We start from the raw sequence: 20,345 nt of genomic DNA, 5'->3' as shown, positions 1-20,345 counted from the left end.
TACGGATGCCTTTCTTTTCGAAATTTGCGGCGAAAGAACATGCAGTTCACATCTGCATATCGTACGTTGTCTCTCGGCTTACGCAAATCAGCTCATCGCAAAATAAAGTATAGCATGGTTTTAGTTAAAATACCACGCTTATTTTTTTTCCTTCCGGCTAGAAAAGCTTTCATCCCTTCATCAGCTGAGCTGTTAATTATTCCTTTTCTGCCATTCCTTCACATAATTCAATCTTTCTTTAAATTTTTTCTCATTTCCTTGCTCTGTCGGGTAATAGTACTGCTGTCCCTCCAACGAAGGCGGCATCGTTCGCATCGCAGTTAATTTATCTTTTTCATCATGCGCATACTGATAACCCTTTCCATAATCCAGTTCTTTCATTAATTTTGTCGGTGCATTTCTGATTTGCAGAGGTACGGGTTCATTAATCGATTCCTTTACATCCTTTTTCGCTTTTTGCCGCGCTAGGTACACGGCATTTGATTTGGGCGCCAGTGACAAATAGATAACCGCCTCTGTAAGATGGACATCACATTCCGGCATTCCGATATAACGGCAGGCTTGAAATACATCCGTGGTAATTGTCAGTGCACGTGTATCAGCTAAGCCGATATCTTCACTCGCAAAGCGAATCAGCCTTCTGGCAATATAGATTGGATCCTCTCCTGATTCAAGCATTCTGGACATCCAATAAATCGCGGCATCCACATCACTGTTCCGCATCGATTTATGAAGGGCAGAAATGATATTATAATGCTCTTCGCCACTTTTATCATACAGAAAGGAAGTCCGGTTAATCAGCTGTTCCAGATTCGACTCATTGATATAGAAGTCTCCAGCATTTGTGCCGCTATTTAACACCGCCATCTCTAACGTATTTAAGGCACTCCTTGCATCTCCATTTGCAAACTTTGCAATCGCCTCTAAGCTTTGTTCGGTTATATGAATATCCTTATCTCCAAATCCATACGGATGGATTATTGCATTCCTTAAAAGATTTACAACATCAGCTATTTCCAATTGGTTTAAAACAAACACCTTACTTCTCGACAGCAATGCCGCATTTACTTCAAAGGAAGGGTTCTCCGTTGTTGCCCCGATTAAAATAATACTGCCATTTTCGACATAAGGCAGAAAAGCATCCTGCTGCGCCTTGTTGAACCGGTGTATTTCATCAATAAAAATAATGGTTTTTTCACCGAAATCGCGTCTTGTTTCCGCTTCCTTCATTATATTTTTGATATCCTTGATGCTGCTGTTTACTGCAGACAGGTTAATAAATTTTGATTCTGTCTTATGAGCAATAATTTCAGCCAGCGTTGTTTTGCCAACGCCAGGCGGTCCCCAAAAAATAATCGAAGTCACCTGGTCATTTTCGATAAATTCACGCAACACCTTCCCCCGCGCCAATAAGTGCTGCTGACCGACAAATTCATCCAGTGTTCTGGGACGGACACGGCTGGCAAGCGGGGAATTTCTTTTATTATCCTCACCAAAAAGCGATTCCTGTTTCATTGGACTCACCTCTCATTTCAGCAAATTGATTGTTACGGAGTAATTATATTTATTTCAAACGTCTAAACTCAACTTTCGCACATTAAAAAGTAACTTTATCTCTATAGAAACAGGAGTTGATTGTTCCTTGGATAACTTCCTTGACAAAGAATAGAAGGTGAAGTGTAAAACACCGCTGCGGAAAAACACTACGCTAGTAGGATATTCTATACATGGATAACACCTCACCAAATAGATGTTTAATCAGATAGAACATATTTTTCATGCTACATGGTAAAATGTTCCGCCAAGATTACTTTCTGTGCATCGAAGCGATTCCCTGTATTTGATATCCATACTGCCATGATTGGGTTGTTCAGGCGAAAGCTGCTATTTCGTCCAACTTATCAAAATGTTAGTTCCTTCATTCGCTGTAGAATCCTATCAAAGCGCAGGCCAACCACGCAGACTCCTATGGGAACAGGGCGAGCTGAAGATCCACTTGAAAAGCGGGTTTCTTTTCAAGTTAGCTGAAGCCGTCCCCATGGAAAGCGGAGTGGTTGGCCGGAGCGGAGCTACGCACAATCATCAATTCCAAAAAGGCAGGATATTTCACCAAAATGCAAGCATGGTAATCGAGAACATGTTCATCCTAGAATAACAAGATATATATGCTTATTCTTAGGTGCGAAAGTTGAGGTCTAAACTTTAAAGCTTTCGTCTTCGTTATTTGAAGTGATCAAAACCACCAAAGGAACGTTTGTTCTATTATAACAAACGTTCTTCGATTTGCAAAGCTTTTAAAACAAGGAAAAAGTATTCGTTACAGCCGCGAACAGCCCGATTAACCTAACTGCCAGAGGTTTTAACAAAATGCGTAAGCGCCTCCTGCAGTTCTAACTTTATCTCCGATTAGAAGCTAATTGCCTTTATGCTATAATAAAACAAAGTATTTGCTGAAGGAGGATGACATATGCTTTTTATACAAATCTTTTTGATTATTGTGATTGTTGCTGGAATAATCTATTTATTATTTTTACGTAAAAGAAATAAATTCAATCCATCCCAATCACAAAGAGATCCTTTCGAGGTTATTCTAGAAGCTACAGAGATGATTGAAGATAATAAAAATAACGCATCGCCTTTAAAATATCTGCGAATTATGAAATATGTACGGCAAGAAACCGGTATGGGCTTCTTCGAATTAAAAAGATATGTAAATAATTCGGCCTCCCCCTATCTGAAATTAGAAGACCCGGAGGTTATAAGCCATTTAAAAGATATGCTTGAAAATCATGAGGATGAGAATCAGGCTGTAAAGTACGTGCAGGATTGCAGCGGGTCAAATTTCGAAAAAGCAAAGGATTATGTTGATAAATTTAAAAAGGCGGATATATAAAATAAAAAAACACTTGACCTGAAAACGATATCAGAAAGTAAACTCAAGTTAGAGAACAATCCGGCGGCATGCGGCATAGATTTTGGATATTGATATGAGTGTAACTGAAAAGGCATGATCGTATCATGTACCACGATTTTTGCCGGGCCCGGATTGTTTTTTTATATTCATGAAAAGCAGCAAATATCCTCAAGACCTTGCTGCTTTTCATACATTTTCGTCAAACTGTTGACCTTTCCATTAACTCCGTTGAAACTTCTTTATGGGAAATCTCTACAGCTATGGCCTGTTCAAACAAAATCTGCCCGATAGAATATAGCGGGATATTAACGGAAGTAATTTGCATAGCACGTGCTATCGGCTGATCATCAAAGCCAATAACCGCTAAATCACGCGGAACCTTGAGTGCATAGTTTGAACTGGAAGTAATTATACCCGCTGCTACTTGATCACTTGTCGCTAGAATAGCTGTAGGACTTTCCTGAAATGCAGCGATTTCTCGTAAAATACGTTCCCCATCTTCTATATTGAGACATTTTTTAAAGATATAATCTTTGTGAAAAGGGAGTCCTTTTAGCTTTAAAAAATCACGGTAGGCACGTTCACGCTGACTGCTGTTTGCCCCCTCCAGCCGATTGACAGAAAAACCAATTTTCCGGTGTCCATGCTCATACAGGTACTCCAGTGCCCTCATAAAACATGCATAATGATCGATAAACGTATAGCTCAACGGCGTATCTTCCCCATTTTCAAATAGAACAATGCTGCCATATTGCTGATAATGTTCCACTGTTTCTAAAGATATTTTTCTGGAACAAATGATCAAACTGTCTATTTGCTTTAGCTTTAACATTTCTAAAGCTTCTTTCTCCTGATGCTCGTCATACCCAGTCTGATACAGCACCAGCTTATATTGATGAACAGAAGCTGCCTGTGATATCCCTTGAACCAGCTGTGAAAAATACGGCACGTCTAAAAATGGCAAAACGATGCCTATAAGATGCGTCTTTCCTTTCTTTAAATTAACCGCATTAATATTCGGAATATAACCTGTTTCTATAATTGCTTTTTTCACAGCCTCCACTTTTTCCTTTTTGACATAAGGGTGATTATTCAGCACGCGCGAAACCGTACTGACAGATACACCTGCAGCTTTCGAAACATCATGAATATTTGCCATCTCCCTGCCCCCTGCCTGCTACAGATTTACGCTTCGATATGATTGATATACGTTGTTTCGTATGAATCTCCCGTTATTATTAAACAATTTAACCTTCCACCATAAGCACATGCTCCGTCGATATCAATTTTTTTATTCCCAAAAAATATGCTATTATCATTTTTTCCGCGAAGATACTGTGTCGGTGTATGACCATGCACAACGGTAAAATCGTGGGGATGATCAAAGCCTAAAAATTTTTGACGAATCCAGATTTTATCAAAATCGGGCGTCTCCTTCCAATCATCCAATGCAGGATCAATACCTGCATGAATAAAGAGATGGTTTTCCGTTTCATAATAATACGGTAGGTTAGATAAAAATTCTAAATGCTCGCTATCATCTTCTTTGATTTTTTCCTTGGCAGCCTGCAAATGCTCCCCTGCAGCATTACCTGGAAAAAAGTCTTCTCCCACATATGATTCTATCGTATCCATCCCGCCATTGATTAAATAACGCCGTTCCTTATCTGGATTGTTGCTGAATATACACTCCAAAAACATCTGATCATGATTTCCCCGCAAAGCAATAGCTCCCTCTTCTACCAGTTTCATAATATAAGCAACCGTCCGCTTTGGCTCAGGTCCTCTGTCGATATAGTCTCCCAGAAGGATAAGCTGGTCTTCTTTTGGGTTATAATGATTTAATTGCAATAGCTGCTCAAGCTCATGATAACAGCCATGAATGTCGCTGATGGCAAGGATTCTTTTGTTTGACATAATAAATCACTCCTCTTTTCGTTTGACATTTTTTCCATGGTGTTTGAATAGCTGTTATTACAAATCTGCCTCCTGGTAAACATTATATTATGCAGAAGGCTCGTTTACATGGCCTTATAATAAATGATCCAATTCACCTTTTTAAATATGGCTTGAGCGTTATATTCATCCGTGAAATTCTATTCCTCCCAGCTCATACCTATTCTTTCTGACTATTTTATACTTTTTTTGAGGCAGCTTCTAGAATAAATCCTCCATTCTCTACAAATACAAAATATCTCATTCTATTATACCCTTATTTAACTCCAGATAAATCTGTAATAACAAAGCAAAGTGAATTGCACCTTTTTTACTGCGCAAGTGTAAATAATGTGATCTCTCTTTATTTTAATACCGTTTACGTTAAGCGGAATTATCTTCCTCCAAATAATATCGAATCAATCGGGGTAATCTATAGCTATCCAGATATAGAAAAACGGAGGGACTTTGATGAATAAGTTATTTATGATACTCGTGTTGATTGGACTGCCGCTTTCCATCATCGGCTCCATCTTTCATTGGTCTGCTATCATCATGTTTATCATCTATTGCTTGACGATTATTGCTTTAGCGGGCTTTATCGGCAGAGCTACGGAAAGTTTAGCAATCGTTTTAGGACCAAGAGCTGGAGGATTGCTAAATGCAACCTTCGGAAATGCGGTTGAACTTATTATTTCTATCTTTGCATTAAAAGCCGGACTCATCGGAATCGTACTGGCTTCATTAACGGGCTCTGTATTAGGGAACTTACTGCTTGTCGGCGGCTTATCCTTTTTTGTCGGGGGACTAAAATATAAAAGACAATCCTTTAGCGTACACGATGCGCGCCATAATGCCGGTATGCTGATTTTTGCTGTGATTGTTGCCTTTGTGATTCCAGAAGTATTCACCCAGTCGCTGAACGAACGTGATACGATGATTGTCAGTGTCGGAATAGCTGTTATTTTAATTGTGTTATATTTGGCAGCATTACTATTTAAATTCGTTACCCACCGTGGCGTGTATCATTCAGATAACGAACAAAATGAATCGAAACAGGAGGAGGAACCTGAATGGGGGAAAGGCAAAGCAATTGTTATCCTGGCACTTGCAACAGCTGCTGTTGCTTATGTTTCCGAGCATCTGGTATCGACATTTGATACTGTCGGCGCTGCCTTTGGGTGGTCTGAATTATTTATCGGGATTATTATTGTTGCAATTGTCGGAAATGCAGCAGAGCATGCATCAGCGATTGTCATGGCTTATAAAAATAAAATGGACGTCGCTGTTGAAATTGCCGTTGGTTCCACCCTGCAGATTACGATGTTTGTTCTGCCGATTCTTGTTTTGTTATCCCTCTTCTTTTCCACATCCATGCCGCTAGTCTTTACATGGCCGGAGCTGATCAGCATGGTGACAGCTGTATTTTTAATGATTACCATTTCGAATGACGGGGATTCCAATTGGTTTGAAGGGCTTACTTTATTAGCTGCATATGTGATTATGGGCATCGGATTTTACTTCATCTAAAATTTATAATAGGAAATACGCATTTTACAGCCAGTGCCCTTATGATATAAGAACACTGGCTATTTTATATAGAGAATACCTGTTTTCCAAGTAATCCATTATTTTAACAATAATATACGTCCAAGTTTATATGGTAAATGGCGGAATATAACGTCCATCGATATCTGTAAACTCATACTCCTTCGCTAATTCTCCCGCTCTAAACACCAGTCCGCTTTTCTCCATCACATTTGAATCAGCTGCTAATGACGCTATTCCACGTCCGACATAACAGGGTGTTTCTGTTTGCTGTAAATCATCTGACTCCCTCCAGCTTTCTTCATCGGCGCCGTGATATTTCAATACGAGCTCGGTCCGCATAAACCCTGGCGAAACAGCAAGAACAGCAATATTATCCGCTTTTAATTCGATAGATAGCCCATATGCCATTCGCACCAACGCATTTTTTGCTAAATCATAATAAAATTGGCCAGTGTACTTGCCATGATCCCAGAATGTTGTATGAATTATCAAAGCCTGTTTATTTTCTCGAAGCAGGGGAACAGCAAAGTGATTGACAGCCAGCTGCGCTCTTACACCTGCTGTAAACATTGTATCCCAATTTTGCAAGGTCAGCTCCCAAAAAGGTTTTCCTTCCACACCCAAGTCATGTGCGCCCCAAACATTATTTATCAAAATATCCAGCTTTCCCTGCTCTTTGCGAATTTGAGAAATCACAGCCTCTGTTTCTGCGTCCTTGGTATGGTCGCACTGTATTGCAATGGCTTTTCCACCGGCAGCTTCTATTTCTGAAACCGTGTCGTCCACAGTTCCCGGCCAATGATTCGTAGATGCTCCCCGAACACTGCGGCCTGTGACATATACAATTGCACCTGCTTTCCCCAGCTCTGCCGCAATGCCGCGTCCAGCACCTCTGCTCCCGCCTGTGACAAGAGCGACTTTTCCATTCAATGGTTTCATTCTCTTCCATCCTTTCTTCCTCAGATATTTTTATTATACAAACTAATTCTTGACATCTATTGTCATATTTCATTTAATTAATATAATTCATTAGAAAAAAGGTGATGTTCATGCGAGGGGACCGTTTCATATCCATTCTTTTATTGCTGCAGTCTCAAGGTCGAATGACTGCTAAAGAATTATCTGAAAAACTGGAAGTCTCCGAACGGACGATTTACAGAGATATGGAGGTTTTAAGCGGATCTGGTATTCCCGTTTTTGCTGATCGCGGCCAAAATGGCGGCTGGTCTTTAGTTGATGGCTATCAGACTGATTTGACCGGCTTAAAGGAATCGGAAATACGCGCTTTATTCGTGCCTGCAGCTCCTCAATTACTGGATGATTTAGGATTAACCCGCACTTCTGAAGACGCCAGAAACAAAGTTATCGCATCCCTGCCTGCAGCTTATCGTGAAAGTGCAAAGGATGTATGGAGCCGCATTCATATTGATACCAGCTCCTGGCGGGGAACAAAAGAAAAAATCGCATCCTTTGAAGTTCTGAAAAATGCAATATGGAAAAATAATAAATTGAATATCCTCTATCAGCGTGCAGACGGACAAACCAATCATTATATCGTACAGCCGCTGGGACTAGTTGCGAAAGGAAGCAGCTGGTACGTGATAGCCGCAAAGGAAAATGGAGATATCCGGAATTATCGCGCTTCACGAATCCAGTCTGCTGTGCCAAGCAAAGAAACCTTTGAAAGACCGGTTGATTTTGATATTGCAGCATACTGGAAAAACTCAAAACAAGCATTTATCAAGGCCTTGCCGACTTATGAGGTATGGGTAAATACTTCCAGAGAAATGCTGCCGAGACTTTCCTTTTCAACTTATTTTGCACGGATAATAGAGACTGCATCTACTGACGAAAAAGGATGGACACGTGTTAAATTAGCTTTTGATACAAAAGAAGAAGCAAAAAGATTTCTTCTTGGATTTACAGATCAAATGACCGTTACCGAACCAGTAGAACTCCATGCAGAAATTCTTCGGATGGCAGAAGCCGCTGTTGCACATTATAAGAAATAAACGATATTCAGTAATATGATCTATTCACCTTCTGACAAAATATAAGACAAACTCTCCCAGAATTGATAAACTACTTTACATAAATCTAAAAGAACGGAGAAAATGCTATGGAAAATATTGCTCTAGTCAGTATCGTTGTTATTATTGTCGTTGGTATCTTCTCGCAATGGCTGGCTTGGCGAATTCAATGGCCTTCTATTGTCATCATGTCTATTGCCGGACTATTATTGGGACCTGTGCTTGGTTTGTTCAACCCGCAAGAAGCATTGGGCAGCCTGTACAGTCCATTGATTTCGCTTGCTGTCGCCATTATTTTATTTGAAGGCAGCTCCAGCCTCGATGTCCGGGAAATCAGAGGTGTATCTAAATCCGTATTCCGGATCGTTACGTTCGGTGCTTTCATTGCCTGGATTGGCGGAGCACTCGCTGCTCATTTTATCGCAGGCTTGAGCCTGGAGATATCTTTCATTATTGGCGGTTTATTTATTGTAACCGGACCGACTGTTATTCTGCCTTTGCTGCGAAATGCAAAATTAAAACCGCGTACGGCAGCTGTCCTTAAATGGGAAGGAATTATTGTTGATCCATTCGGTCCGCTGCTTGCATTATTTGCTTACGAAATTATTAAGGTACTTACAACAGAAAGTCTGCATGCAAATTACTTAATTCATTTCTTTCTCAGTGCCATTATTGCCGTTATTCTCGGCTATGTAATCGGCATGGTGGTCAGCTTAATGATTAGCAAAGGTGTATTTCCCGAATACCTAAAAACACCGATTATTATATCCTTTCTCCTGCTTTGTTTTACCGTAGCCGAGGTTATTATGCATGAAACTGGCATGCTGGCTGTTACCGTTATGGGATTAACAATTGGCCGTACCAAACATTATGTATCCTCTATCGGCCATGAAGTCAGTCACTTTGTTGAAAATATTTCTGTCCTGCTGACATCCACTATTTTCATTTTACTGACGGCTTCTTTAACACGGGAGACAATAGCGGAGATGTTCACTTGGCCGATTATCGGCTTTGTTCTTGTCATGTTATTTATTGTACGGCCTTTATCGATTTGGCTCTCTACTATTGGCACAGAGCTTTCTAATTCTGAAAAGATGCTGATTGGCTGGATTGCACCGCGGGGAATTGTGGCTCTGTCTGTTTCCGGTTATTTTGCAACCATTCTGCTGAATGACGGACATGAAGGGGCTGCTATGCTGACAGCTTTAACCTTTGCGCTTGTATTTATTACCGTATGCGCGCATGGATTTTCACTGCGGCCAATTGCTAAGGCGCTCCATCTTGCCAATGATACCGCACCCGGTGTCCTATTAGTGGGAGCAAACAGCTTTTCCATTGCATTGGCTGCTTATTTACAAAAGATGGATTTACCTGTATTAATCAGTGATTCTTCCGCCACACAGCTGCAGCCTGCTGTAAACAAGGAAATCCCTGTTTATCACGGACAAATTCTGGCAGAGCACAGCGAATATGAAGTAGATCTGACACCATATGAGACCATTCTTTCTCTAACTGGAGATGCTGCATTTAACATACTAGTCAGCCAATCCTATGCACCTAAATTTGGTCATAATCATACATTTACCCTTACCAGCAACAACTATAAGCAAGAGGGCTCGAACAAAATTCCGTTTGCAGGAAAAGGACATCTCCTGTTTCATGAAGATGCTGTATTTACCGAATTAAATAAGAAAATCAATACAGGCTACACGATACAAGAGTTCCCATTAAAACAAAAAGGAAAGCTTGAGAAGGAGCAATTGCCGGAAGATACGGTTCCACTGTTTATCAAAAAGAAGAACCATACCATTCAGCTGATTACGTTAAGAAGTAAAATAATGTTAGATGAAGAGGATCAGCTTGTTGTTTTACAGAAAAATAAGCATACTTAAATGGGACAAAGCCTCGCTGAAATGATGATACTTCATCTATCAGCGAGGCTTTTGAAATACATTTTTCGTTTATATCGATTTATTTATGATTGGAAATATTCATCTTAACAACTCTCGGTTACCCTCTAAATCAAATTATAGCTTCTCCCCATTCGAAGCAATCACCTGCTTATACCAATCAAAGCTTTTCTTTTTCGAGCGTTTTAAGGTCCCTTTTCCTTCGTTATCACGGTCTACATAAATATAACCGTATCGTTTTTTCATTTCGCCGGTAGAGGCACTGACAATGTCAATCGGGCCCCAGCTGGTATAGCCGATGATATCCACACCATCCTCTATTGCTTCACCCATTTCAGCGATATGCTCCTTTAAATACTCTATACGATAGTCGTCGTCAACGGTACCATCAGCATTTAATTTGTCAATCGCGCCAAGTCCGTTTTCCACAACAAATAATGGCTTTTCATAGCGGTCATACAGCTGATTAGCCGTAATGCGGAAGCCTTTTGGATCAATCGTCCAGCCCCATTCGGATGCTTTCAGATATGGATTGGCAACAGAAGCAAATACATTTCCATCTGTGATATCCTTTAATATTTCCGGATCAGTGCTTGTTGTTCTGCTGGAATAATAGCTGAATCCGATATAGTCCACTGTATGCTTCTTCAATAGTTCTTCGTCATTTTCTTCCATATCGATTTTCAAACCATTGTCCCGGAAAAAGCGTTTTGCATAACCAGGATAGTGCCCGCGGGATTGCACATCAATAAAGAAGAAGGATTCCCGGTCTCTTTCCATTGCTTTGGCAACATCATCCGGATTAGAAGTGTACGGATAGGTCGTACCTGCTGCCAGCATACAGCCGATTTTTGCATCCGGGATAATTTCATGTCCTGCTTTTACAGCTAAGGCACTTGCAACGAGCTGATGATGCGCTGCCTGATATTTGATTTGCAACTCATTTTCACCTTCGTCAAACACTAATCCGGCACCGACAAATGGAAGATGCAGAAGCATGTTGATTTCATTGAATGTCATCCAATATTTCACTTTATCCTGGTAACGTGTGAAAATCGTTTTTGCATAGGTTTCAAAGAAATTCACAAGCTTGCGGTTTCTCCAGCTTCCATAGGCTTCAATTAAATGTACCGGCACATCAAAATGGGCGATGGTTACCACCGGTTCTATGTCATATTTCCGCATTTCATCAAATAAATCATCATAAAATTGAAGTCCTGCTTCATTTGGCTCTGCATCATCTCCATTCGGAAAAATACGCGCCCATGAAATCGAAACTCGTAATGCTTTAAATCCCATTTCCGCAAACAAAGCAATATCTTCTTTATAGCGATGGTAAAAATCAATGGCTTCATGCGATGGATAAAATTCGCCTTCAACGGGTTTTAATGAATCAACTTTTCCTGTCATGACCTGCCAGCGCTTTTCTCCCGTCGGCAATAAATCAACCGATGTTAATCCTTTTCCATCCTCTAAATAAGCACCTTCAACCTGGTTCGCAGCTACTGCTCCGCCCCATAAAAATCCTTCTGGAAATTGTGTCATCGTAAAAACTCCTTTGTTTAGTATGGAGAAGGAAAGACTGAATACCACCCTTTCCTTCTATCTATTTGGTATCCGTTACTTTTCTAATGAAAGCAGCGGGTCGCCAATCTTAATTTGTTTTGTTTCTGTAAACGCAATATCTTTATAATCACCTGAATTCGTGATAATAATCGGTGTGGTCAGAGGGAAGCCGGCTTTTTTAATTTCTGGTATATCAAATTCAATAAGCAGCTGTCCTTTGTCGACTTTTGCACCTTGTTCCACATGGCCTGTGAAGTGCTTGCCATCCAATTGTACTGTGTCCATTCCAATATGCATTAAAATCTCAGCGCCATTTTCCGTTGTAATTCCAATGGCGTGATTTGTAGGGAACATCGCCGAAACAGTTCCAGAAACAGGTGAAATCAATTTTCCTTCTGTCGGTTCCACTGCAATTCCTTTCCCAAGCGTTCCGGAAGCAAACGCCGTATCTTCTATTTTTTCGAGTGCAATGGTTTCTCCAGTTAACGGGCTGACAATATCTTCATTTTGTATCGTAATAACTGTTTCCTCTTTTGCGGAAGCTGCTTCGGCTGCTGGTGCAGCTGTCGCTTTTTGATTAATCCCTCCGAAGAAATAAGTCAGAACAAAGGATAGAACCATCCCGACCGCTGCTGCTATGATAGTACCGATAAATGCTGTGTTTAATCCTTCCTCTGGATGGATCATGGCAGGGAATTGGAAGATACCAAGTCCGCCGAGCAAGTGAATTTTCGTCCCGAATAATCCAATGATTGCTCCACCGACAGCTGATGATATAAGCGAGATAACAAATGGTCGCTTCAATGGTAAAGCAATCCCGTATAAAGCAGGTTCCGTTACGCCGAATATGGAAGAAATAAACGCCGGCGGGCTGAGTGTTTTCGTAGTTTCATTTTTTGTTTTTATCCAAATAGCCAGTACTGCTGCTAAAGCAAATGAATGCACGAAAATTAATGCTAGAATTGGATCTTCTCCGGAAACCGCAACGTTGTTAAACGCAATTGGAATAAGCCCCCAATGCAATCCAAACATAACAAATACCATCCAGAAACCGCCCAGAAAAGCACCTGCAATAATAGGGCTTAAATCATACACCCAGACAGTTACCTGTCCCAATAATTGACTTGCCCAGGTTGCAATTGGGCCAATCACAATAAAGGTTAATGGAACAATAATCAGTAACGTGAACATAGGTACAAAAAACATTTTGACAACATTAGGAGTAATTTTCGCTAAAGCCTTTTCAATTTTTGCTGCAAAAAATGTTGCTACAATAATTGGTATAACAGACATTGAATACGTCATTAAAATGACTGGGATACCAAAGAACTCTATATAGACAGGTGACTCGAACACCGTTCCTGCAAACAAGGTATACAGCGGTTCTGCCGCTCCAGGTATTCCTTCAAGCGCAGGATATACCAATGCCATGGCAATAACCATACCTATGAAAGGCGTCCCGCCGAACTTTTTCATTGCACTGTACCCTAATATAATCGGCAAGAAATAAAACAGGGCATCTCCGGTTGCATTTAAAATTTGATATGTTCCGCCTTCTTCATTAAGCCATCCAATCGCAACGAATAAAGCATTGAACCCTTTGATCATACCGGACGCTGCCAATACTCCAAGAATCGGCGTGAAGATACCGGAAATCATATCAATAAACCGGTTGAGCAAGCTGCCTTTATCTCCGCCATCCGCTTCATCAGCAGATCCTTTTGACTCCAAACCGCCGACTTCTACAACTGCCTTATACACATCTGGTACATGGTTGCCGATAACCACTTGGTATTGTCCGGCACTTTTCATGACGGTCACAACGCCATCCATTTCTTTTAAAACCTCTGTATTTGCCTTTTCCTCGTCTTTTAATTTAAAACGAAGACGCGTAATACAATGAACAACACTGTTAACGTTTTCTTTTCCGCCAACATTTTCAATGATATCTTTGGCTAATTGTTCATATTTCATTGTTTTCCCCTCTTTCTATTATAATAAAACAAATTAAATCTATTTTCTGATTTTATTCAGGATTATTGCCTGCATGGATTCTTTTACATATAGCGTTTGCTTAAAATATTTCCTGCGGTGTGATACTCTTCGGGATAGAGGTTACGCTTCTAAAAAAATAATAAATAATTTCGACATACAGCCTGACAACATCTCATCCATTCGTTTTATGATAATTTATAATTTGATTCAACCACCTCCTCAAAGTAATAAAAAAAACCTAAATTACACACAGCATACAGAGCTCTCCTCTGTAAACTGCGGGTAACTTAGGTTTTGCCTGCTTCATCAGTAACAATCCTAAACATAATTATTCAATTACAGGTTTCATTTATATCACGATGAAGAATCTATTTGGTGCCGATTGGTAATTCGGTGGATATGCAATGTTAAGTAAACTTTTTCATCATTGGAAATGTCCCAATCATAGTTTTTAGCAATATAGGCTGCAATTCTCTCTGTGCATTCAAATGCAGCTGTATATTTCTTTTTCACCTGTTCATACAGGAAATCATCATGCGTATTTTCTGCTTTTTCTTTCCGGATAAAACGGGTAGCAAAAAATCGCAGATGCGTCAGAAACCGTTAATAGTTGATGGAATCCTCATCCAATTCAATTTTGAAATAGTATCTGACAATATTCAGGATATTATTAACCAGTTCCGTTACTTTAATTGCGGTATCCATGTTTTCACCGGATAGTTGACTATTGACCAAATGCAGGGCAATAGAAGCCGCTTCATCTTCTACAAGCCTTACTCCAGTATCCTCCTCCACCATATCCAACGCTTTTAATGCAATCTGAAACTCCTGTTTATAATACCTGCGAATTTCCCACAACAGCGGATTTTTCAAGTCGATGCCATTTTTATGCCTTGTAATTGCAAAGCTTAAATGATCCGTTAAGGCAACATATAAATAATTATCCAATTTATATGTCAATTGAGATTTAGCCAGTTCAAGGATTTTGTAAGAAAGATCCAAGTAGATCTCAGAAGTTTCTTTCATTAATTCCGCAAGCTTCTTAGCTACATTAGAATTCTCCAGCACAAAGGTTTTCTCCACTTTCGATGATTCAATCGCATCTCCAGTCTTTTTTTGAAAAGCCAAACCCTTGCCCATGACAACGATTTCCTGATTGGATTCATCTTTTGACATAACTACATTATTATTTAATACTTTTGTAATTTTCAATTGCATTCACACCTGAAATGAGTATTTTTTAAATTCTTCTGATACCTGTTTGTCCAGAAAAAAACCTGGATTAATCCAAAATTGTAGACAAAAAGCCATACAATCCACTGTGATTAACCCAGGTTTTGCCTGCCGAACAGTAACAATCCTTTAGTTAACTTCATTATAGATGATTACGGTTTCAAATGCAACAGGAAAGTAGATTTTTTACCTAACTGTTTAAGCACTTCCTGATATAGATAGTAAAATATATTTATTTTTATATTCTCCATTCGTTCTTATCCATTCTATCTTAGGCTACTCTTCTATTATCTCCGTTAGCTGAACCTGGGTTTTGAATATAATATACTCAACTTGCGCACCTAAGAATAAGCATATATATCTTGCTATTCCAGGGTGAACATGTTCTCCATTACCATACTTGCTTTTTGATTAAATATCCGGCTCTTTTGGAATTGGTGATGGTGCATAGCTCCGATGCACAGGAAGTAATCTTGGTGGAACATTTAGGATAAATCATACTGGTCAACATTCGAAATATGTGTCATCTAAAGTTCTGTTCGCAGATCCCACAATTCCGGGAAAAAATATTGATCGAGTACTTTTTTCAAGTAGCTCACGCCGCCAGAACCGCCTGTTCCTTTTTTAAAGCCAATAATTCTTTCTACCGTTTTCATATGCCTGAAGCGCCATTGCTGAAATAAGCCTTCTATGTCCACCAATTTTTCAGCAAGCTCATATAACTCCCAATACTGCGCTACGTTTTTATAGACTATCATCCAGGCTCTTTTCACGCTCTCATTCGTCTGATGCGTGATACGGGCATCCCTGTTTAATACTTCTTTATCAATGGAAAACCCTGCTCTGGAGAGAGCTTGAATCGACACATCATAAAGACTTGGCGCATCGTATGCTTCTTGTAAAATTGGATGAAGCTCCGTATCATTTTCATATATTTTGAGAACATATTCTGTTTTATATCCCAGAGCAAATTCTACTAATCTATTTTGATAGGATTGAAATCCAGAAGCACTTCCCAATTTATCTCTAAACTCGATATACTCGCTTGGCGTCAGCGTAGAAAGGACGTCCCATACACTTTTTAGCTGCTCTTGTATTTGAGATACGCGTGCGAGCTTTTTAAAGGAAGACCTTAGATTATCTGCCTGTATATCATCAATGGCAGAATGAATTTCATGCAGAATCTGCTTCATCCACAGCTCGCTTACATGATGAACAATGATAAATAACATTTCGTCATGATGGCCGCTCAAACGATGCTGGCTCGATAATAACGTATCCAGGCTTAAATAATCACTGTATGTCATCTTCTCTTTAAAATCAGTTTGGATACTCTTTTCATTTTCAAAAGCTTGGTGTTGATTGACCGATTTCATTTTTAACGCTCCTCTATTGGTTTTATGACGGCACGAACAGGACACCCATCCCCTTCTTCCAACGCTAATGGCAAGGCAATCAGTTCATAATCACCTTCTTCAACCTGGTCCAGCATCACATTCTCCAAAATATAAATATCTTGCTTATACAATGCATGATGCCCGGCCAGGTCTTTACTTGAAATCGAATCCACAGATGGAGTGTCTACACCTACAAGCTTTACACCGAGCTCTTTCATATAAGCTGCTCCGTCTGCTGTTATCGGAGACACTTCTTCTGGAAAACGATCCGGTTTATTTGGAAGCGCTGTTTTAATCAGCAAACGCTCCGCATGCGAAATTCCTTTTGTCTTTAAAGCTTTTTCGCTAATTTCATTAAAATCACTTAAATCAATCACTTTACAGAGACCAATATAGCGCTCAATATCTAAATCCAGTATCCGTTTGCCCTCATTTGAAAAATGAAACGGTGCATCAACATGTGTTCCGATATGTACACTTGTTGTGATTTTGCCGATATTAACAACTCCCGACACCTCTTTTGTTACGGGCGTATCATAGTGAAATGGTTCATCCCCCGGCCAGTGTGCCAGATGGTTATTTAACGGCTGGGAAATATCGATCCATTTAGACATTAGGAAACAACCTCTCTTTCATTGGAAAATTGCTCGTAAGCTTTTTCTTCCATAATATTCTTTAGTGTTTGTATACATTCATAAACATCCGTAAACGAATTATATAAAGCCACCGGCGCAAGCCGAATGCCAGATGGTTTTCTAAAATCAGGAATGACCTTCTTCCTCTTTAATGCTTTGCAAATTCTCGCAGCCTCCGGATGTTCAAGGTAAATATGCCCTCCACGCTGTTTTTCATTTACTGGATTACAAATCTCAAAATCAAATTCCTTTAATTCGTGTTCAATTAATTCCACCATATATGCGGTCAGCTGCAAGGACTTTTCGCGTATTTTTTCTATTCCGGCTTCATGAAACAGCTCTAATGCTCCAATTAGCGGAGCAGCACTTAACACATGTGGTGTCCCGATTTGAAAAGCTCCGGCATTCCCGGCGGCCGTCAACGTATGCTCCATATCAAACTGCTTTTCTTTATTGGAGCTAAACCAGCCCGCAAGTCCAGGCACAGCCCCGAAATGCTTTTCATTCACATAAAGCGCCGCCGCACTGCCCGGCCCGCCATTCAAATGTTTATAGGTACACCAAAACGCAAAATCAACGTCCCAATCATGCAGTTGATGCGGGACAGCCCCAATCGAATGACATAAATCAAAACCAATTTTTATACCGCGCTCATGCGCTGCTGTTGTCAGCTTTTCCATATCTAAGATTTGTCCGCTCCGGTACAGGACGCTCGGCAATACAATTAATGCAATCTCTTCTGTCATTGCATCTATAATGGTCTCTTCATCCAGTATGTGCCCATCCTCACTCTGTACTTGAATAAGGTGGGATTCATCATACCCTTTTAACTTCAGCTGTGCTTTTAAAGCATAAATATCACTGGGAAAGTTTAATGCATCTGCTAAAATTTTTGTTTTGCTTCCTTTTGGTTTATAAAATGTGGACACAAGCTGATGCAGATTTACGGTTGTTGAACCAGTTACGACAACCTCCTCTTTTTGGGCACCAACAAGCACGGCCATTTTTTCACCAAGCGATTCCGATAAGTAGTACCAGGCGTTCTCTCCTTGCGTCCATCCATCAATCGCATGCTTTTTCCAGGAAGCAAGCAAATCATAGACGGACTGCTCTGCTCTTTTGCTCATCAAACCTAAGGAATTCCCATCCATGTAAACGTATTCATTTTCGAGATAAAATTCATTTCGGAAGGACCTTAATGTATCCTCCGCATCTAGCTTTTCAGCATAGGTTCTTGTATATCTTTCTTCCATTTTGTCACTTCCTTTGCCATTATGCTATGGTTGAAACGTATTAAGGGATTTTTAGACTGTTTTGCTAATTATCTTCTGTTAACAGCTTACCAATAACTCGACATGAATGGAACCAATAACATAACTATTGTTAAAAATAGAAAATACTTCCCCTATCAGATGGAGCAGCCCTAAAAATAAGCCCAAGAGATTATGTTGATAATTTCTTGGGCTTCTTTCTGTTCCATTCTTACAATTCCAAAGTATATCATCACGTACCACAAAACGTCTGAAAATCCTGTTCCGGCGGATCAACAGCATATTTCTCCTGCTCCTCTGTATACGCATAAGGATCTTCCAATGCTGTTAATAAAGCATGAAAAGGTTCGTAATCGCCTTCTGTCACAGCCGCAACCAACACCTCTTCCACCAAATAATTTCGGGGAATAATCGATGGATTATGCCGTTTCATTAATTGATAAGCTTCTTCTAAAGATGCCGTCTGACTTTCAAGCTTATCCTGCCATGCCTGATGCCACTCTTTAAAAGCAGTGGATTGGAAAAGAACGGAATCAGCATCAAGCTGCTGCAGCGTTAAAGCACGGAAGGTATTGGTAAAGTCTGCATGATATTTCTCCATCAAATCCAACAAGCTTCGAATCAATGTTTTATGATCAACACTTTGACCGATAATCCCCAGCTTCTTCCTCATACCGTCTAACCAATAGGCTTCTACTGACTGCACATAGGTTTCCACAGCCTCTTTTGCCTTTGGAATCGCTTCTTCTTCATCCTCATCCATCAGAACTAACAAGGATTCTGCAAAGCGCGCCATATTCCAAGCACCAATTCCCGGCTGATTGCCGTAAGCATAACGCCCTTGCTGATCAATCGAACTAAAAACTGTTTTCCGATCATATTGATCCATAAAAGCACATGGACCATAATCAATCGTCTCTCCGCTGATAGCAACATTATCTGTATTCATCACACCATGGATAAAGCCTTTTAACTGCCAATCCGCAATCAGCTCGGCCTGCTTGTCTGCCACCTTATACAAGAATGTCAAATAACGATTTTCATCCTCTGCAATCTCTGGATAATGCCGCTTCATGCTATAGTCTGCCAACGCTTGTAAATCCTTTTTATTCCCCCACTGCCTTGCATATTGAAACGTTCCAACCCGAATATGGCTTTCTGCCACTCTTGTCAAAACAGCGCCGGGCAGCGGAGCTTCACGAAATACCGTTCCCCCGGTGGTTGCTACCGCTAAACTGCGGCTTGTCGGAATGCCCAATCCATGCATTGCTTCGCTGATTAGATATTCTCTCAGCATCGGTCCAAGGACCGCCCGTCCATCCCCGCCGCGGGAATAAGGCGTTCTGCCAGAGCCTTTCAGCTGAATATCATAGCGCTCACCCTTCGGAGTCACTTGCTCTCCAAATAATACAGCACGACCGTCTCCAAGCATCGTAAAAGAACCAAATTGATGTCCTGCATAAGCTTGAGCGATTGGATTACTTCCCTCTGGAAGCTTATTGCCTGCGAAGATTTCCGCTTCGTGCTTCAAGGCGGAACTATCCAACCCTAATTCTGCTGCGAGCTTTTCATTGTACACGGCTAGCACAGGGGCATCTGCTTTTGCTGGTTTTACATTCGTAAAGAAAAGCTTGGGCAATTGCTGGTAGGTATTTTCTAAGCTCCAGCCTTGATTCTGTTTATCTGTCATCGGATCGCCTCCTTTATTTAAACTGTTCGTTTTCTTTAGGATAACATATAAGTATATTTTACTTGAATGAATCACCTTTTTTTACTTTGCACTTTTATTTGTAAAAATATTTATTATCATTAATTTCTCCACTTAAACTTCTTGTTTTCCTATAGTATAAGAGGGGAAGAATACATAATTTATGCATTCTTCCCCTCTTATACTTGAATTTTAATATA

The 20,345-nt window shown here is 40.2% G+C and carries 16 protein-coding genes; 4 read left to right on the top strand and 12 right to left on the bottom strand.

Annotated elements, in window-relative coordinates:
• Positions 1–192 precede the first annotated feature (192 nt).
• On the bottom strand, positions 193–1,515 hold the full coding sequence (locus tag MKY45_RS07885) for a replication-associated recombination protein A (RefSeq protein WP_193064999.1): 1,323 nt from the start codon (positions 1,513–1,515) through the stop codon (positions 193–195).
• Between the two features lie 952 nt (positions 1,516–2,467).
• On the opposite strand from MKY45_RS07885, the gene MKY45_RS07880 reads away from it, so the two are divergent.
• Positions 2,468–2,893 (top strand): hypothetical protein, encoded by a 426-nt coding sequence (locus tag MKY45_RS07880; RefSeq protein WP_341172815.1) that lies wholly within the window; start codon positions 2,468–2,470, stop codon positions 2,891–2,893.
• Between the two features lie 220 nt (positions 2,894–3,113).
• Here MKY45_RS07880 and MKY45_RS07875 read toward each other — a convergent pair whose 3' ends face one another.
• Entirely contained in the window at positions 3,114–4,073 is a 960-nt protein-coding gene (locus tag MKY45_RS07875) for a substrate-binding domain-containing protein (RefSeq protein ID WP_193065001.1), read from the bottom strand.
• Positions 4,074–4,099: 26 nt separating this feature from the next.
• Positions 4,100–4,831 carry a metallophosphoesterase family protein gene (locus MKY45_RS07870; protein WP_193065002.1) on the bottom strand — a complete coding sequence of 244 codons (732 nt, stop codon included), beginning with the start codon at positions 4,829–4,831 and terminating at the stop codon, positions 4,100–4,102.
• 489 nt (positions 4,832–5,320) lie between these two features.
• Between MKY45_RS07870 and cax the strand changes: the two genes are divergently transcribed.
• Positions 5,321–6,379: a calcium/proton exchanger gene (gene cax, locus MKY45_RS07865; protein WP_175297043.1), complete on the top strand. Its 1,059-nt coding sequence runs from the start codon at positions 5,321–5,323 to the stop codon at positions 6,377–6,379.
• Between the two features lie 126 nt (positions 6,380–6,505).
• Here the strand turns inward: cax and MKY45_RS07860 are convergent, their stop codons facing one another.
• A complete protein-coding gene (locus MKY45_RS07860) occupies positions 6,506–7,339 on the bottom strand; it encodes an SDR family NAD(P)-dependent oxidoreductase (protein WP_193065003.1) in 834 nt (277 codons plus the stop codon).
• Between the two features lie 110 nt (positions 7,340–7,449).
• On the opposite strand from MKY45_RS07860, the gene MKY45_RS07855 reads away from it, so the two are divergent.
• Both MKY45_RS07855 and MKY45_RS07850 read left to right on the top strand, forming a co-directional pair.
• Positions 7,450–8,412 carry a helix-turn-helix transcriptional regulator gene (locus MKY45_RS07855; protein WP_193065004.1) on the top strand — a complete coding sequence of 321 codons (963 nt, stop codon included), beginning with the start codon at positions 7,450–7,452 and terminating at the stop codon, positions 8,410–8,412.
• A 107-nt stretch (positions 8,413–8,519) separates the two neighbouring features.
• Complete coding sequence (locus tag MKY45_RS07850; protein ID WP_193065005.1) at positions 8,520–10,322, top strand: cation:proton antiporter; 1,803 nt, start codon at positions 8,520–8,522, stop codon at positions 10,320–10,322.
• 135 nt (positions 10,323–10,457) lie between these two features.
• Here the strand turns inward: MKY45_RS07850 and MKY45_RS07845 are convergent, their stop codons facing one another.
• The 8 genes from MKY45_RS07845 to MKY45_RS07810 form a co-directional block, all read right to left on the bottom strand.
• Positions 10,458–11,885, bottom strand: coding sequence for a 6-phospho-beta-glucosidase (locus tag MKY45_RS07845; protein WP_193065006.1), 1,428 nt, complete (start codon positions 11,883–11,885; stop codon positions 10,458–10,460).
• Between the two features lie 75 nt (positions 11,886–11,960).
• On the bottom strand, positions 11,961–13,880 hold the full coding sequence (locus MKY45_RS07840; RefSeq protein WP_341172814.1) for a beta-glucoside-specific PTS transporter subunit IIABC: 1,920 nt from the start codon (positions 13,878–13,880) through the stop codon (positions 11,961–11,963).
• A gap of 375 nt (positions 13,881–14,255) precedes the next feature.
• The gene (locus MKY45_RS07835) at positions 14,256–14,498 is read right to left on the bottom strand and encodes a PRD domain-containing protein (protein WP_341173476.1); all 243 of its coding nucleotides are present in this window, start codon (positions 14,496–14,498) and stop codon (positions 14,256–14,258) included.
• 6 nt (positions 14,499–14,504) lie between these two features.
• A complete protein-coding gene (locus tag MKY45_RS07830; protein WP_341172813.1) occupies positions 14,505–15,113 on the bottom strand; it encodes a PRD domain-containing protein in 609 nt (202 codons plus the stop codon).
• A gap of 548 nt (positions 15,114–15,661) precedes the next feature.
• The gene (gene kynA, locus MKY45_RS07825; protein WP_212928243.1) at positions 15,662–16,510 is read right to left on the bottom strand and encodes a tryptophan 2,3-dioxygenase; all 849 of its coding nucleotides are present in this window, start codon (positions 16,508–16,510) and stop codon (positions 15,662–15,664) included.
• Positions 16,511–16,512: 2 nt separating this feature from the next.
• On the bottom strand, positions 16,513–17,145 hold the full coding sequence (gene kynB / locus MKY45_RS07820; protein ID WP_042532824.1) for an arylformamidase: 633 nt from the start codon (positions 17,143–17,145) through the stop codon (positions 16,513–16,515).
• On the bottom strand, positions 17,145–18,419 hold the full coding sequence (kynU, locus tag MKY45_RS07815) for a kynureninase (RefSeq protein ID WP_193065010.1): 1,275 nt from the start codon (positions 18,417–18,419) through the stop codon (positions 17,145–17,147). The genes kynB and kynU overlap by 1 nt, the downstream gene beginning before the upstream one ends.
• 250 nt (positions 18,420–18,669) lie before the next feature.
• Entirely contained in the window at positions 18,670–20,127 is a 1,458-nt protein-coding gene (locus MKY45_RS07810; RefSeq protein WP_341172812.1) for a protein adenylyltransferase SelO, read from the bottom strand.
• Between the last annotated feature and the right edge of the window lie 218 nt (positions 20,128–20,345).

This window comes from Oceanobacillus sp. FSL K6-0251, from assembly GCF_038004725.1.
GTDB classification, from domain to species: domain Bacteria; phylum Bacillota; class Bacilli; order Bacillales; family Amphibacillaceae; genus Oceanobacillus; species Oceanobacillus oncorhynchi.
The sequence above is the reverse complement of the archived record's forward strand: the minus strand, read 5'-3'. Positions and strand labels throughout refer to the sequence as shown.